Below are 15,600 nucleotides of genomic sequence, written 5' to 3' on the forward strand. Positions count from 1 at the left end.
GCGCCGGAGCGTCGCGGCCGAGGATCGCCCAGGCGCCGACCGCCGGGCCGACGGTGGTGCCGAGCGCGTTGAAGGTCTGCGCCAGCGTCAGCCGGCTCGACGCCCGCTCGGGCGCACCGAGCCGCGCGACCAGCGGGTTCGCCGCGACCTGCAGCACCGCGATGCCGGACGCCATCACGAACAGGGCGAGGAGGAACAGCGGGAACACGCCGGCCCGCGCGGCGGGCGCGAACAGCACGCAGCCGGCCGTCATCACCAGGAGCCCGAGCACCAGCCCGCGCATGTAGCCGATGCGGGAGACGAGGAGGCCGGCCGGCAGGGAGACCACCGCGTAGGCGATGAAGAACGCGAACTGCGTCAGCGTCGCCTCGGCGTAGCTCAGCGCGAACAGGCTCTTGAACTTCGGGGTGACGATGTCGACGAGAACGGTGGCGAGCCCCCAGGTGAAGAACAGCGCCAGGACGATCGGCAGGAGCCGCCGTGCCGCCGCACCGGCGGCGGCCTCGCCCTCCGGCGTTGCGCCCGGCGCCAGCATGCGATCCTCCGTGGTCCTGGGATGACGGGCGGTCGAGCGCCGCGCCACGGCGAAGCCTTCGCCAAGCGTCGACGGGCTGTCAACGCGACATCCGGGAGCGGTAGGCGCCTAGAGGCCCGTCAGGGGGAACGCGGCGAGCGCGACCAGGAAGGCCGCGCCGGCGGCGAGCGTCGTCCAGATCGCCTTCTCGCGGAGCCGCGGCGCGGCCGGCGCGCCGGGATCCTGGCCCGGCACCACGCGGGCCAGGTCGGTCTCGGCCTGGTTGCGGATCGGCAGGATCGCGAAGAGCAGCGTCCACCACACCACGAAGTACAACGCGCTCGCGCCGAACACCGTGAGACGGAACTGCAGAACCGCCACCGCGACGAAGGCGGCCACCAGAACCAGCACGACGCCGAGCGTCCGCAGCGTCGTGCGCGCCACGGCCTTCAGGAGCGCGTTCACCCGGATCAGACCTGCTCCAGCTCGGTCAGCGTCCCGAGGAAGTCCTTCGGGTGCAGGAACAGCACCGGCTTGCCGTGCGCGCCGATGCGGGGCTCGCCGGTGCCGAGCACGCGGGCGCCCTCGGCCTTGAGCCGGTCGCGGGCGGCGATGATGTCGTCGACCTCGTAGCAGACGTGGTGGACGCCGCCGCCCGGGTTGCGCTCGACGAAGCTGGCGATCGGCGAATCCGCGCCGAGCGGCGCCATCAGCTCGATCTTGCTGTTGGGCAATTCGACGAACACGACGGTGACGCCGTGCTCGGGCTGCGGCAGCGGCGCGGTCAGCGTCGCGCCCAGCGTCTCGCGATAGACCTTGCAGGCGGCGTCGAGATCGCGCACCGCGATGGCGACGTGGTTGAGCCGGCCGATCATTGGTTTCTCCTTGAATTCCGCGACGGATTTCTCCCTCCCCCCTCTGCGGGGGAGGGTGGCCCACGGAGTGGGTCGGGAGAGGGGAGCGACAGTTCCGGAAAGACCCGTGCCGGCCCCTCTCCCGCCTTGCATTCGCGAGGCGCCCTCCCCCCAGCGGGGGGAAGGTAGAAATCAGACCTCGACCACCTGCACGTGGCAGGCGGGCTTCTTGCCCCAGACCTCGTTGACGGCCGAGCGCACGGCGCGGTCGACCGCCTTCTCGACGGCCTCCGAGTCGCGGCGCTTGCCCTTGGACATGCCCGACAGGGTGCGCGAGACCGAATCGACCACGGTGTCGATCAGCGGCGCGCCGCCGCGGCCGCGGTTGGGCAGGCCGATGATGTCGACCGCCGGCTCGCCCAATACCTCGCCGCTCTCGTCGATGGCGATCGCCACCGAGACGAGGCCGGCCTGGGCGAGCTTGCGCCGCTCGGGGATCGCGCGGTCCTTCCCGTCGATCAGGACGTTGCCGTCCTTGAACAGGCGGCCCGACTTCACGTGGTCGATGATCTCCGGCTTGCCCGGGCTCAGGCGGATCAGGGTGCCGTTGCGGGCCTTGACCACGTTGTCGACGCCGTGGGCGCGGGCGAAGCGCGCGTGCTCGTCGAGGTGAAGCGCCTCGCCGTGGACGGGGATCGCCGTCTGCGGCCGGGTCCAGGCGTACATCTCGGCCATCTCGTCGCGGCGCGGGTGGCCGGAGACGTGGACCAGCTCGGTCCGGTCGGTGATGACCTCGACACCCTGCTCGATCAGGTCGTTGATGATCGCGCCGACGTCGCGCTCGTTGCCGGGGATGGCGCGCGAGGAGAAGATCACCTGGTCGCCGGCGGCGAGCGCGATGTCCGGATGGTCCTTGCGGGAGACGCGGGCGAGCGCCGCCCGGGGCTCGCCCTGCGAGCCGGTGAGCAGCGCCACGACCTTGTCGCGCGGCAGGTCGCGCCACGAATCGGCGCGGCGGAACTCCTGCAGCCCGTCGAGGAAGCCGCATTCGCGGGCGACGTCGATGACCCGGTCCATGGCGCGGCCGACCGCGACCACCTCGCGCCCGCAGGCCTTGGCGGCTTCGGCCACCGCGCGGATGCGGGCGACGTTCGAGGCGAAGGTCGTCACCGCCACGCGCTGGGGCGCGGCCGCGATCAGCTTGGCCAGGGTCGAGGCGACCTCGGCCTCGCTCGGCGAGAAGCCCTCGCGGACGACGTTGGTCGAATCGCAGACCAGCGCCAGGATGCCCTCGTCGCCCATGGCGCGGAAGGCCTCGGCCGAGGTCACGTCGCCGAGGATCGGCGTCGGGTCGATCTTCCAGTCGCCGGTGTGCAGCACGAGGCCGGCCGAGGTGCGGATCGCCACCGCATTCGATTCCGGGATCGAGTGCGAGACCGGCACGTAGTCGATCTCGAACGGCCCGAGCGTCACGCGCCGGCCCGGCTTGATCTCGCGCAGGTCGACCTTCGGCGCGCCCGGCTCCGACAGGCGCCGGGTCTCGAGCAGGCTCTTGGCGAAGCGGGTCGCGTAGACCGGCACCTTGAGGCGCGGCCACAGCTCGCTGATCGCGCCGATATGGTCCTCGTGCGCGTGGGTGATGAAGATCCCGAGAAGGTCCTTCTTGCGCTCCTCGATGTAGGAGAGGTCCGGGAACATGAGATCGACGCCCGGCATCGCCTCCTCGCTCGCGAACCCCATCCCGCAATCGACCATGATCCACTTGCGGCCCTTCTCCGGCCCGAAGCCGTAGAGCGCCGCGTTCATCCCGATCTCGCCCACGCCGCCGAGCGGCAGGAAGACAAGCTCGTCCTGTCCCGTTGTCATAAATCCAGAATCCATCTCATGCCGCCGTCGCGGCCGTCCCAAAATGCACCTCGCCCGCCGTCACGGTCCGCCGCGTTCCATCGGGGGCGAGGATCACGAGCCGCCCCCCCTCGTCGATGTCTTCGAAATCGCCGACCAGGGTCTCCGTCCCGCTGCGGACCGCGATGCGCGATCCGAGGCCGGAAGCCCGTGCGAGCCAACGCTCGCGAATCTCAGGAAATCCCCGTCCGCGATCCCAGATACGGGCCGCCACGGCAAGCTTATTCGTCAGATCCGCCAACACCATGCCGGCATCAAGTGGGTATCCGAGCCCCGCCAGAGAGGTGGCGGAGGCCGAAAACGCCTCCGGGACGTCTGCGACATTGACGCCGAACCCGATCGCCACCGCCCGCCGGCCGCCCCGCAGCGTCTCCGCCTCGAGCAGGATGCCAGCGAGCTTGGCCCCGCCCGCGAGCACGTCGTTCGGCCATTTGAGGCCGAACGTCCCGGCCGAGTCGGGGCCGCAGGCCGCCTCCAGGGCCTCGACCAGCGCGATGCCGGCGACGAAGCCGAGGCCGGCGACCCGCTCCGGCTCGACACCGGCCACCGGCCAGAGCACGCTCGCGGTCAGGTTCCCCGGGATCGAGGCCCAGACGTTGCCGCGCCGGCCGCGGCCGGCCTCCTGGGCACGCGCCGCGATCCAGAGCGGCCCGGTCGCGCCGGCGCGGCCCTGGTCTAGCGCCTCGGTGTTGGTCGAGCCGAGGCGGTCGTGGACGTGAAGGCGGTGCCCGGCCGCCCGCGCACCCTCGCCGAGACGGAAGTCCAAGGCCTAGAACAGCGACTTGGCTGCCGCGCCCGCCGCCCCGACGAGCGGTGCCGGCAGCAGCCAGAACAGGATCACGACGACGCTCGACAGGGCCAGAACGATGCGCAGGCCCGGCGCCATCACCTCGTAGGGCGCCTTGGCCTCGTCGAAGTACATGATCTTGACCACGCGGATGTAGTAGTACGCCCCGACCACGCTGGTGACCACGCCGATGACGGCCAGCGCCACGAGGTTGGCGTGGATCGCGGCGGCGAAGACGTAGAACTTTCCGAAGAACCCCGCGAGCGGCGGGATGCCGGCCAGCGAGAACATCATCATCGCGAGGCAGAACGCGATCCAGGGATGGGTGCGTGAGAGGCCCGACAGGTCCTCGATCGTCTCGAACATCTCGTTCCGGCGGCGGAGCGAGAGGATGATCGCGAAGGCGCCGAGCGTCATCGCGAGGTAGATGATCATGTAGACCACCACGCCGCGGATGCCCTCCTCGGTGCCGGCGGCCAGCCCGATCAGCGCGTAGCCGACGTTGCCGATCGACGAGTAGGCCATCAGGCGCTTGAGGCTGCGCTGGCCGATCGCCGCGAACGAGCCCAGCGTCATCGAGGCGATGGCGATGAACACGATGATCTGCTGCCAGATCGCGGTCACGTCGGGGAAGGCGCCGATGAAGACGCGGACCGTCATCGCCATCGCCGCCATCTTCGGGGCGGAGGCGAAGAACGCCGTCACCGGGGTCGGCGAGCCCTCGTAGACGTCGGGCGTCCACATGTGGAACGGCACCGCCGCCAGCTTGAACGAGACGCCGGCCGCGACGAACACGATGCCGAGCACGATGCCGAAGCCGGCATCCTCGTGCAGCGCCGAGACGATGCCCGGGAACGACACCGTGCCGGTGAAGCCGTAGACCAGCGAGGCGCCGTAGAGCAGCATGCCCGAGGAGAGTGCGCCGAGGACGAAGTACTTGAGACCGGCCTCGGTGGATTTCAGGTCGTCGCGGTGGAACGCGGCGATGACGTAGGCGGCGAGCGACTGCAGCTCGAGCCCGAGATAGAGCGCGATCAGGTCGTTGGCCGAGACCATGATCAGCATGCCGATCGTGCACAGCACGATCAGGATCGGGAACTCGAACCGGTCGATGCGCTCGCGCTGGAAGTAGTCGCGCGAGAGCAGGATCGTCGCGGCCGAGCCCAGCAGCACCAGGGCCTTCATCACCTTCGAGAAGCCGTCCTGGATGAAGCTGCCGGACAGCGTGGTCACCTTGGTGCCGGCCGGCTGCGACATCACCACGAAGAGGGCCACCAAGAGCAGCGCGAGGGCGCCGACGTTGACGGTCTCGACGGAGCGCTCGCCGCGGAAGGCGCCGTAGAGGATCAGCACCATCACGCCGATGCCGAGGATCAGCTCGGGCAGCAGCGGGGTGAGCGAGGGCAGGACGGTCTGCACGGTCTGGACGGTCGGCATCTCTGGCCCTGCCTTCAGCGCGCGAGGGGCAGCGCGGCGGCCGCGGTCTGCGTGTTCGAGAGGGCGGCCTTCATGCTCGTCATCAGCGCCTCGGTGGAGGGGGCGAAGACGTCGAGGATCGGGGCCGGGTGGACGCCGTAGTAGATCGTCAGCGCGACGAGCGGCGCGAGGATCAGCTTCTCGCGGTTGTCGAGGTCCAGGATGCCCTGGAGGTTGGGCTTCTCGAGCCTGCCGTAGATCACGCGGGCGTAGAGCCACAGGGCGTAGCCGGCCGACAGGATGATGCCGAAGACCGAGAAGAACGCCACCGTCGGGTTGGCCTTGAACGCCCCCATCATCGCCAGGAACTCGCCGACGAAGCCGGAGGTGCCGGGCAGGCCGACATTGGCCATGGTGAACACCATCATCGCCACCGCGTAGAGCGGCATCCGCTTCACGAGGCCGCCATAGGCGGCGATCTCGCGGGTGTGCATCCGGTCGTAGACCACGCCGACGCCGAGGAAGAGCGCGCCGGAGACGATGCCGTGGGAGATCATCAGGAACAGCGCGCCCTGGATGCCCTGCTCGTTGAGGGTGAACAGGCCGAGGGTGACGAAGCCCATATGCGCCACGGAGGAGTAGGCGATCAGCTTCTTGATGTCGGTCTGCATCAGCGCGGTGAGCGAGGTGAAGATGATCGCGATCACCGACAGCGCGAAGACGAGCGGCGCGAAGGTGTGGCTCGCATCCGGCAGCATCGGCAGCGAGATCCGGATGAAGCCGTAGCCGCCCATCTTGAGCAGGATGCCGGCCAGGATCACCGAGCCGGCGGTGGGCGCCTCGACGTGCGCGTCGGGGAGCCAGGTGTGGACCGGCCACATCGGCATCTTCACCGCGAAGCTCGCGAAGAAGGCCAGCCACAGCCACCATTGCATGCCCACGGGGAAGCGGGTCTGGAGCAGGGTCGGGATGTCGGTCGTGCCGGCCTGCCAGTACATCGCCATGATGGCGAGCAGCATCAGCACCGAGCCGAGCAGCGTGTAGAGGAAGAACTTGAAGCTGGCGTAGATGCGCCGCTTGCCGCCCCAGATGCCGATGATCAGGAACATCGGGATCAGGCCGGCCTCGAAGAACAGGTAGAACAGCACCAGGTCGAGCGCCTGGAACACGCCGATCATCGTCGTCTCGAGCACGAGGAAGGCGATGAAGTACTCCTTCACCCGCGTCTCGATGGAATGCCACGAGGCGCCGATGCAGAACGGCATCAGGAACGTCGTCAGCAGCACCAGCGGCATCGAGAAGCCGTCGACGCCGAGCTTGAACCGGATCGTCTCGGCGAGCCAGGCATGGCTCTCGACCAGCTGGAAGCTAGCCGAGGTCGCGTCGTAGCGGTTCCAGGCCACCAGCGAGAGCAGGAAGGTGACGACCGTGGTGGCGAGCGCCGCCCAGCGGGCGTTCTTCGCCACCGCCTTCTCGTCGCCCGACAAGGTCAGGATGAAGGCCGCGCCGCAGAGCGGCACGATCAGCAGCCCGGAGAGGAGCCCTAAGCCGAACATCTAGCGATCCATCCCGTTCGTGAGGGCGGCTTGCGACGCGAGGCCCATCAGTGCCCCCCCGGCTTCGGCAGGCCGGCCATCAGGTACCAGCTCAGGATGCCCGCGACGCCGATCAGCATCACGAACGCGTAGTGGTAGACGTAGCCGGTCTGGAAGCGGACGACGCCGCGGGTCACGTCGACGACGCGGGCCGCGATCCCGTCCGGGCCGGCGCCGTCGATGGCGCGGCCGTCGACCTGCTTCCACAGGAACAGGCCGAAATCCTTGGCCGGGCGCACGAAGATCCGGTCGTAGAGCTCGTCGACGTACCACTTGTTGAGCAGGAACCGGTACAGCACCGGCTGCTGGGCGGCGAGCTCGGCCGGCAGCTTCGGCCGGCGGATGTACATCACGAAGGCCAGCACGAAGCCGAGCACCAGCATGATGAACGGCGCGTAGGAGACGAGCGCTGGCACGTGGTGGATGTCGTGCATGATGTGGTTGTCGGGGCCGTGCGCCAGCGCGTGGCCCCAGAACGCCTCCATGCCCTCGCCGATGAAGCGGTCCTTGAAGATCAGGCCGGCGAAGAGCGCGCCGAAGGCGAGCACGCCGAGCGGGATCGTCATCACCAGGGGCGATTCGTGCGGCGTGTGATCGCCGTGATGGCCGTGCCCGTGATGGTCGTCGGCGACGAGGTCGCTCCTGTGCGCCGGCTCGACGTCGTGGCCGCGATCGTCGTGGGCGACGCCCTCGGTATGGCCGGGCGCGCCGTCGGCCTCGTGGGCCGCGGAGGCGTGGGCGACGGCCGGCGCCGCGTGGTCGTCGTGGTGGGCATGCGCCCCCCAGCGGGCCGGCCCCTCGAAGGTGAGGAAGAACAGGCGCCAGGAGTAGAACGAGGTGAAGAACGCCGCGATCACGGTGGCGAGGAAGGCCAGGGTGTGCCCGGGACGCGTCGAGGCATAGGCCGCCTCGATGATCGCGTCCTTGGAATAGTAGCCGGCGGTGAAGGGGAAGCCGATGAGCGCGAGGGTGCCGATCGCCATCATCGCCGTGGTGAACGGGATGTAGCGGCGCAAGGACCCCATGTTCCGCATGTCCTGCTCGTGGTGCATCGCGTGGATGACCGAGCCGGCGCCGAGGAACAGCAGCGCCTTGAAGAAGGCGTGGGTGAACAGGTGGAAGATGCCGGCGGAATAGGCGCCGACGCCGAGCGCGACGAACATGTAGCCGAGCTGCGAGCAGGTCGAGTACGCGATCACCCGCTTGATGTCGTTCTGCACCAGGCCCACGGTGGCGGCGAAGAAGGCGGTGATGCCGCCGATGACCGTGACGAAGACCAGCGCGTCGGGCGCGAGCTCGAACAGCGGCGACAGGCGCGCCACCATGAAGACGCCGGCGGTGACCATGGTCGCGGCATGGATCAGGGCCGAGACCGGGGTCGGGCCTTCCATCGCGTCCGGCAGCCAGGTGTGGAGCAGGAACTGCGCCGACTTGCCCATCGCGCCCATGAACAGCAGCAGGCAGGTCAGGGTGAGCGCGTGCCAGTCCTGACCGAGGAAGTGGAAATGCGCGTCCTTGAGCTCGTTCACCCGCGGGAAGATGCCGTCGAAGGCGACCGAGCCGAACAGCACGAAGACCAGGAAGATGCCGAGCGAGAAGCCGAAATCGCCGACGCGGTTGACGATGAAGGCCTTCATCGCGGCCGCGTTCGCAGAGGGCTTCTCGTACCAGAACCCGATCAGCAGGTAGGAGGCGAGGCCGACGCCCTCCCAGCCGAAGAACATCTGCACGAGGTTGTCGGCCGTCACCAGCATCAGCATGGCGAAGGTGAAGAGCGACAGGTAGGCGAAGAAGCGCGGCCGGTGCGGATCCTCCTCCATGTAGCCGACGGAGTAGAGGTGCACGAGCGTCGAGACGGTGGTGACGACGACGAGCATCACCCGGGTCAGCGTGTCGATGCGGAAGGCCCAGTCGACGGTGAGGTCGCCGGCCGTGAACCAGGTCGCGACCTGCACCCGCGTGGCGTGGTCGCCCTCGATGAACACGCCCCAGGACAGGAGCGCCGAGAAGGCGAGGCAGGCGGTGGTGACGTACTCGCAGACCCGCGCGCCGAGGAAGCGCCCGAACAGCCCGGCGATCAGGGCGCCGATGAGCGGGAAGAAGACGATCGCGTGATACATCGTGCGGTCCGGCCTCGCGGGGCAGCGGGTTTCTGGCGGAAGGACGTCGCGGGGGTCCCCGCTCAGCCCTTCATCATGCTGATGTCCTCGACCGCGATGGAGCCGCGGTTGCGGAAGAACACCACGAGGATGGCGAGCCCGATCGCGGCCTCGGCCGCGGCGACGGTCAGCACGAACAGGGCGAAGACCTGGCCGGTGATGTCGTTCAGGTAGGTCGAGAACGCGACGAAGTTGATGTTGACCGCGAGCAGGATCAGCTCGATCGACATCAGGATGACGATGACGTTCTTGCGGTTGATGAAGATCCCCAGCACGCCGAGCGTGAACAGGATCGCGGCGACCGTGAGGTAGTGGCTGAGGCCGATCATCGTGCTGTCTCCGCCCAAGTCTTCAGGATCGCCCAAGCCGTCCGAGCCGCGGCCATCAGACCTCGACGCCCTGGCGCGAGGGCACCTTCCGGGTCTCGACCGCGTCCCCTTGGGTCCGCGCGTTCTGCAGGGCGATGTTCTGCCGCTTGACGCCGGGGCGGTCGCGCAGGGTCAGCACGATGGCGCCGATCATCGCGACGAGCAGGATCAGGCCGGCGATCTGGAAGAAGTAGACGTATTCCGTGTACAGCACCCGGCCGAGGATCACCGTGTTGCTGGTGTGCTCGCCCGCCGCCACGTTGCCGAGCGGCGCCTGCACCAGGCCGGGATCGATCGTCCACGAGCCGACGACCAGCAGAAGCTCGATCAGGAACACCGCGCCGATCATCGCGCCGACCGGGAGATACTGCTGGAACCCCTGCCGGAGCTGGGCGAAATCCACGTCGAGCATCATCACGACGAACAGGAACAGCACCGCGACCGCGCCGACGTAGACCACGACCAGGATCATCGCCAGGAACTCGGCGCCCATCAGCACGAACAGGCCGGCCGCGTTGACGAAGGCCAGGATCAGGAACAGCACCGAGGCGATGGGATTGCGGGACGCGATCACCATGAAGCCCGAGGCGATGGTGAGGCCCGCGAACAGGTAGAAGAAGGCGGCGGCTGCGGTCATGCGCTTGTCGGGATCGGCCGCCGGAGCGGCCCCTTCTGCCTCATGAGAAAACGGTCCGCAAAAACGGTCCGGACCCGGCCGGCCGTCTATAGAACCCGCTCCCGCGCCGCACAACCCGCGGCGCCGGCGACTGGGCGGGGATGTCAGCGGTAGGGGGCGTCCATCGCGAGGTTTCGCGCGATCTCGCGCTCCCAGCGGTCGCCGTTCAGAAGAAGCTTCTCCTTGTCGTAGAGCAGCTCCTCGCGGGTCTCGACCGAGAACTCGAAGTTCGGCCCCTCGACGATGGCGTCGACCGGGCAGGCCTCCTGGCACATGCCGCAGTAGATGCACTTCACCATGTCGATGTCGTAGCGCGTGGTGCGGCGCGTGCCGTCGTTGCGGCGCGGGCCGGCCTCGATGGTGATCGCCTGCGCCGGGCAGATCGCCTCGCACAGCTTGCACGCGATGCAGCGCTCCTCCCCGTTCGGGTAGCGGCGAAGCGCGTGCTCGCCGCGGAAGCGCGGCCCGCGATGGCCCATCTCGAAGGGGTAGTTGATCGTCGCCTTCGGCTTGAAGAAATACTTCATCGCGAGGACGAACCCCGAGACGAACTCCTTCAGCAGAAGGCCCTTGGCGACCTGATCAAGCTTCATGCCGCGATCTCCGATTCCTGGGTGAGGCTCACGCGCGACGTCACTCATGCACCTGGAGCGAGGCCGGTCAGCTTGAGCACGAAGGCGACGACGACGACCGAGGCGAGCGAAAGGGGCAGGAAAACCTTCCAGCCCAGCCGCATGAGCTGGTCGTAGCGGTAGCGCGGCACCATGGCCTTCACCATGGCGATCATGAAGAACAGGAAGCTGGCCTTGAGCGCGAACCAGATCAGCCCCGGCACCCAGGTGAAGGGTGCGAACGGGATCGGCGAGAGCCAGCCCCCGAGGAACAGCACCGTGCCGAGCGCGCACATGGTCATGATCGCCACGTACTCGCCGAGCATGAACAGCAGGTACGGGGTCGAGGAGTACTCGACCATGTAGCCGGCGACGAGCTCCGATTCGGCCTCGGGCAGGTCGAAGGGCGGACGGTTGGTCTCGGCGAGCGCCGAGATGAAGAACACGACGAACATCGGGAACAGCCACAGCCAGTACCAGCCGAGGATGCCGAGCGAGGTGTCCTGCGCGATGACGATCTTCGACAGGTTGAGCGAGCCGGCGCAGAGCAGCACGCAGATGATCACGAAGCCGAGCGAGACCTCGTAGGAGATCATCTGCGCCGCCGAGCGCAGCGCACCGAGGAAGGCGTATTTCGAGTTCGAGGCCCAGCCGCCCATCAGGACGCCGTAGACGCCCAGCGACGAGATCGCGAAGATGTAGGTCATGCCGACGTTGAGGTCGGCCAGCGCCCAGCCCTCCGCGAGCGGGATCACGGCCCAGGCCGCGAGCGCCAGCGTCGCGAAGACCAGGGGCGCCAGCAGGAACAGCGCCTTGTTGGCGCCGGCGGGAATCACCGGCTCCTTCAGCACGAACTTCAAGAGGTCGGCGAAGGACTGGAACAGGCCGAACGGGCCGACCACGTTCGGCCCGCGTCGCAGCTGCACCGCCGCCCAGATCTTGCGGTCGGCAAGCAGCGCGTAGGCGATGAAGACGAGCAGGCAGGCGAGCAGCAGGAAGCTCTTTAACGCCAGCAGCAGCACGAGGCCCACGGTTTCCCAAGGTGTCATGGCGGCCCCTTACTCGGCGGCTTCGAGGGCGCGCCCGCGGGCGAGGCTCGAACATTCGGCGAGCACGCGCGAGGCGCGCGCGATCGGATTGGTGAGGTAGAAGTCGAGCACCGGCGAGGCGAAGGTCGCCTTCGCGACCTCGCCGCCGAGGCCGGCCAGGCGATCGACCGCCGCGACCGTGTCGCCCTGCTCGACGCTGCCGATGGCGGCCATGTGGGGGTGCTCGGCGTAGAGCGCCCGGCGCAGGGCCACCAGTGAATCGAACGGCAGGCGGTGGCCGAGCACGTCCGAGAGCGCGCGCAGGATGGCCCAGTCCTCGCGGGCGTCGCCCGGCGGGAAGCCGGCGCGGTTGGCCTGCTGAACCCGGCCCTCGAGGTTGACGTAAGTCGCGCTCTTCTCGGTGTAGGCGGCGCCCGGAAGCACCACGTCGGCGCGGGAGGCGCCGCGGTCGCCGTGGGTCCCCTGGTAGATCACGAAGGCGCCGGCCCCGACCGTGCACTCGTCGGCACCGAGGTTGAACACCACGTCGAGGGCGCCGGGCGCGATCATGCCGGCGAAGTCGAGCCCGCCCTCCCCCGGCACGAAGTCCAGATCCAGCGCCCCGACGCGGGCGGCCGCGGTGTGCAGAACGCCGAAGCCGTTCCACGCCGGCGTGACGGCGCCGACGTCCTTGGCGAGCGCGGCGGCGGCGGCGAGCACCGCCGGGTCGGCGAGCGCCGCGGCACCGACGATCACCAGCGGACGCTCGGCGCCCTTCAGGATCTCGAGGAAGCTGTGCTCGCCCTTGGCGAGCGCCGTCAGCGTGTCGGTGCCGGCCCCGAGATAGGTGTGGGGATAGGTGAGATCGGTGGCCTCGCCGATCAGGCCGACCGCGAGCGGCCCCATCCGCCAGCGCTTGCGGATGCGGACGTTGAGGAGCGACGCCTCGGTCCGCGGGTTGGCGCCGACGAGCAGGATCGCGTCCGCCGCCTCGATGCCGGGGATCGTCGGGTTGAACACGTAGGCGGCGCGGCCCCAGGCCGGATCGAGCCGCTCGCCGCCCTGGCGGCAATCGCGGTTTGCGACGCCGAGCGCGGTCATCAGGCTCTTGAGCGCGTAGGTCTCCTCGACCCCGGCGAGATCGCCGACCAGCGCGCCGATGCGCTTGGGATCGGTGCCCTTCACCTTGGCCGCGATCGCAGCGAAGGCCTCGCCCCAGGAGGCGGGGCGCAGGCGGCCGTTCTCGCGCAGGTACGGCCGGTCGAGGCGCTGGACGCGCAGGCCGTCGACGGGGTGGCGGGTCTTGTCGGAGATCCACTCCTCGTTGATGTCCTCGTTGACCCGAGGCTCGATCTGCATGACCTCGCGGCCGCGGGCGTCGACGCGGATCGCCGAGCCGACCGCGTCCATCACGTCGACCGATTCGGTCTTCGACAGCTCCCACGGGCGGATGTTGTAGCTCTGCGGCTTGGGCACGAGGGCGCCGACCGGGCAGAGGTCGGCGACGTTGCCCTGCAGCTCCGAGCCCATCGCCTCCTCGAGGTAGCTCGTGATCTCCATGTCCTCGCCGCGGCCGATCGCGCCGAGATCCGGCACGCCGGCGACCTCGGCGAGGAAGCGGACGCAGCGGGTGCAGTGGATGCAGCGGTTCATCGCGGTCCGCACCAGCGGGCCGATGTACTTCTCCTCGACCGCGCGCTTGTTCTCGCCGTAGCGGGTCGAGTCGACGCCGTAGGCCATCGCCTGGTCCTGCAGATCGCAATGGCCGCCCTGGTCGCAGATCGGGCAATCGAGCGGGTGGTTGATGAGGAGGAACTCCATCACCCCCTCGCGCGCCTTCTTCGTCGTTCCGGAGCGCGTGAGCACCTCCGGCGGCTCGCCGTTCGGGCCGGGCCGGCAATCCTTGACCGCGTAGGCGCAGGAGGCCACCGGCTTCGGCGCGCCCTTCAGCTCGACCAGGCACATCCGGCAATTGCCGGCGATCGAGAGCCGCTCGTGGAAGCAGAAGCGCGGGATCTCCGCGCCCGCCATCTCGCAGGCCTGCAGCAGGGTGAATTCGGCCGGAACATCGACCTCGATGCCGTCGACGAGGATTTTGGTCATGCGCGCTTCTCAGTGCGTCGTGTCGGCGAGATCGAGCCTGCGCTCGATCCGCTCGACCCGAAGTTCGAGACGGTCGATCCGGCGATGGACGCCCGCCAGATTCTCTTCGATGCGATGGAGGTACACGAGCATCGGGTTGTCGGGCTGGTCGGTCATCGGCTTCACTCCGCGGCCATCGGCACCGCATCGGAATGCGGGTTGGCGCTGTAGCGGTCGATCCGCTTCTCGATCTCGGGGCGGAAATGGCGGATCAGGCCCTGGATCGGCCAGGCCGCCGCGTCGCCGAGCGCGCAGATCGTGTGACCCTCGATCTGCTTGGTGACGTCGAGCAGCATGTCGATCTCGCGCTTCTGAGCGCGGCCTTCCGCCATGCGCAGCATCACCCGCCACATCCAGCCGGTGCCCTCGCGGCAGGGCGTGCACTGCCCGCAGGACTCGTGCTTGTAGAAGTACGCGATGCGGGCGATCGCCTGGACGATGTCGGTCGAGCGGTCGAGCACGATCACCGCCGCCGTGCCGAGGCCGGAGCCGAGGTTGCGCAGGGTGTCGAAGTCCATTTTTGCGTCGATGATCTGCTCGGCCGGCACCAGCGGCACCGAGGAGCCGCCGGGGATCGAGCACAGCAGGTTGTCCCAGCCGCCGCGCATGCCGCCGCAATGCTTGTCGACGAGCTCGCGGAAGGTGATCCCGAGCTCCTCCTCGACGTTGCACGGCTTGTTGACGTGGCCGGAGACGCAGAACAGCTTGGTGCCGGTGTTGTTCTTGCCGCCCAAGCCCGCGAACCACGCGCCGCCGCGGCGCAGGATCGTGCCGGCGACCGCGATCGACTCGACGTTGTTCACCGTCGTCGGGCAGCCGTAGAGGCCCATGTTGGCCGGGAACGGCGGCTTGAGGCGCGGCATCCCCTTCTTGCCCTCGAGGCTTTCCAGCAGCGCCGTCTCCTCGCCGCAGATGTAGGCCCCGGCGCCGTGGTGGACGTAGATGTCGAACGGGTAGCCGTGGACGTTGTCCTGCCCGACGAGCCGGGCGGCGTAGGCCTCGTCGACCGCCCGCTGCAGCGCGTGCTTCTCGGCGACGTACTCGCCGCGGATGTAGATGTAGCAGGCATGCGCCGCCATCGCGAACGAGGCCAGCATGCAGCCCTCGATCAGGAGGTGCGGATCGTGCCGCATGATCTCCCGGTCCTTGCAGGTGCCGGGCTCGGACTCGTCGGCGTTGACCACGAGGTAGTGCGGCCGCCCGTCCGACTTCTTGGGCATGAACGACCACTTGAGGCCGGTCGGGAAGCCTGCGCCGCCGCGGCCGCGCAGGCCCGAGGCCTTCATCTCGTCGATGATCCAGTCGCGGCCCATCTCGAGAAGGAATTTGGTGCCGTCCCACGCGCCGCGCTTCTGCGCGGCCTCGAGGCCCGGCGAGTGCAACCCGTACAGGTTGGTGAAGATGCGATCCTGATCGGCCAGCATGGCTTTGGCTTTCCGTGTCTCAGGTGGCCGGGTCGGTCTTGGACGGCGCCGCGTCGGGCTTCGATGGCTCCGCGGCGGGTGCGTCCCCGCTCGCGCCCGAGGCTTCCGGCTGCGGCGGCAC

At 68.8% G+C, this 15,600-nt stretch carries 15 protein-coding genes; all 15 read right to left on the reverse strand.

The features are described from left to right. The coding region (locus FV223_RS06865; RefSeq protein ID WP_147726099.1) for an MFS transporter at window positions 1–535 on the reverse strand (535 nt) is incomplete at its 3' end. A gap of 108 nt (window positions 536–643) precedes the next feature. Continuing rightward, window positions 644–988: a DUF1467 family protein gene (locus FV223_RS06870; RefSeq protein ID WP_147726112.1), complete on the reverse strand. Its 345-nt coding sequence runs from the start codon at window positions 986–988 to the stop codon at window positions 644–646. Further along, the gene (gene mce / locus FV223_RS06875) at window positions 985–1,389 is read right to left on the reverse strand and encodes a methylmalonyl-CoA epimerase (protein ID WP_147726100.1); all 405 of its coding nucleotides are present in this window, start codon (window positions 1,387–1,389) and stop codon (window positions 985–987) included. The genes FV223_RS06870 and mce overlap by 4 nt, the downstream gene beginning before the upstream one ends. Window positions 1,390–1,560: 171 nt before the next feature. Next, entirely contained in the window at window positions 1,561–3,234 is a 1,674-nt protein-coding gene (locus FV223_RS06880; protein ID WP_147726101.1) for a ribonuclease J, read from the reverse strand. A gap of 16 nt (window positions 3,235–3,250) precedes the next feature. After that, window positions 3,251–4,039 (reverse strand): biotin--[acetyl-CoA-carboxylase] ligase, encoded by a 789-nt coding sequence (locus FV223_RS06885; RefSeq protein ID WP_147726102.1) that lies wholly within the window; start codon window positions 4,037–4,039, stop codon window positions 3,251–3,253. 3 nt (window positions 4,040–4,042) lie between these two features. Beyond that, window positions 4,043–5,497 (reverse strand): NADH-quinone oxidoreductase subunit NuoN, encoded by a 1,455-nt coding sequence (gene nuoN / locus FV223_RS06890; protein WP_147726103.1) that lies wholly within the window; start codon window positions 5,495–5,497, stop codon window positions 4,043–4,045. 14 nt (window positions 5,498–5,511) lie between these two features. After that, window positions 5,512–7,032 (reverse strand): NADH-quinone oxidoreductase subunit M, encoded by a 1,521-nt coding sequence (locus tag FV223_RS06895; protein WP_147726104.1) that lies wholly within the window; start codon window positions 7,030–7,032, stop codon window positions 5,512–5,514. A gap of 47 nt (window positions 7,033–7,079) precedes the next feature. Next, entirely contained in the window at window positions 7,080–9,191 is a 2,112-nt protein-coding gene (nuoL, locus tag FV223_RS06900) for an NADH-quinone oxidoreductase subunit L (RefSeq protein WP_147726105.1), read from the reverse strand. A 62-nt stretch (window positions 9,192–9,253) separates the two neighbouring features. Further along, entirely contained in the window at window positions 9,254–9,559 is a 306-nt protein-coding gene (gene nuoK / locus FV223_RS06905; protein WP_147726106.1) for an NADH-quinone oxidoreductase subunit NuoK, read from the reverse strand. A 55-nt stretch (window positions 9,560–9,614) separates the two neighbouring features. After that, a complete protein-coding gene (locus FV223_RS06910) occupies window positions 9,615–10,235 on the reverse strand; it encodes an NADH-quinone oxidoreductase subunit J (RefSeq protein ID WP_147726107.1) in 621 nt (206 codons plus the stop codon). Between the two features lie 143 nt (window positions 10,236–10,378). Continuing rightward, window positions 10,379–10,867 (reverse strand): NADH-quinone oxidoreductase subunit NuoI, encoded by a 489-nt coding sequence (nuoI, locus tag FV223_RS06915; RefSeq protein ID WP_147726108.1) that lies wholly within the window; start codon window positions 10,865–10,867, stop codon window positions 10,379–10,381. A 44-nt stretch (window positions 10,868–10,911) separates the two neighbouring features. Continuing rightward, window positions 10,912–11,934, reverse strand: a complete 1,023-nt coding sequence (gene nuoH, locus FV223_RS06920) for an NADH-quinone oxidoreductase subunit NuoH (RefSeq protein WP_147726109.1) — start codon at window positions 11,932–11,934, stop codon at window positions 10,912–10,914. A gap of 9 nt (window positions 11,935–11,943) precedes the next feature. Continuing rightward, window positions 11,944–14,016 (reverse strand): NADH-quinone oxidoreductase subunit NuoG, encoded by a 2,073-nt coding sequence (nuoG, locus tag FV223_RS06925; RefSeq protein WP_147726110.1) that lies wholly within the window; start codon window positions 14,014–14,016, stop codon window positions 11,944–11,946. A gap of 9 nt (window positions 14,017–14,025) precedes the next feature. Next, a complete protein-coding gene (locus FV223_RS30160) occupies window positions 14,026–14,172 on the reverse strand; it encodes a hypothetical protein (RefSeq protein WP_187274745.1) in 147 nt (48 codons plus the stop codon). 5 nt (window positions 14,173–14,177) lie between these two features. Further along, a complete protein-coding gene (gene nuoF / locus FV223_RS06930; protein ID WP_147726111.1) occupies window positions 14,178–15,479 on the reverse strand; it encodes an NADH-quinone oxidoreductase subunit NuoF in 1,302 nt (433 codons plus the stop codon). Between the last annotated feature and the right edge of the window lie 121 nt (window positions 15,480–15,600).

This window comes from Methylobacterium sp. WL116 (genome assembly GCF_008039455.1).
Classification (GTDB): Bacteria; Pseudomonadota; Alphaproteobacteria; order Rhizobiales; family Beijerinckiaceae; genus Methylobacterium.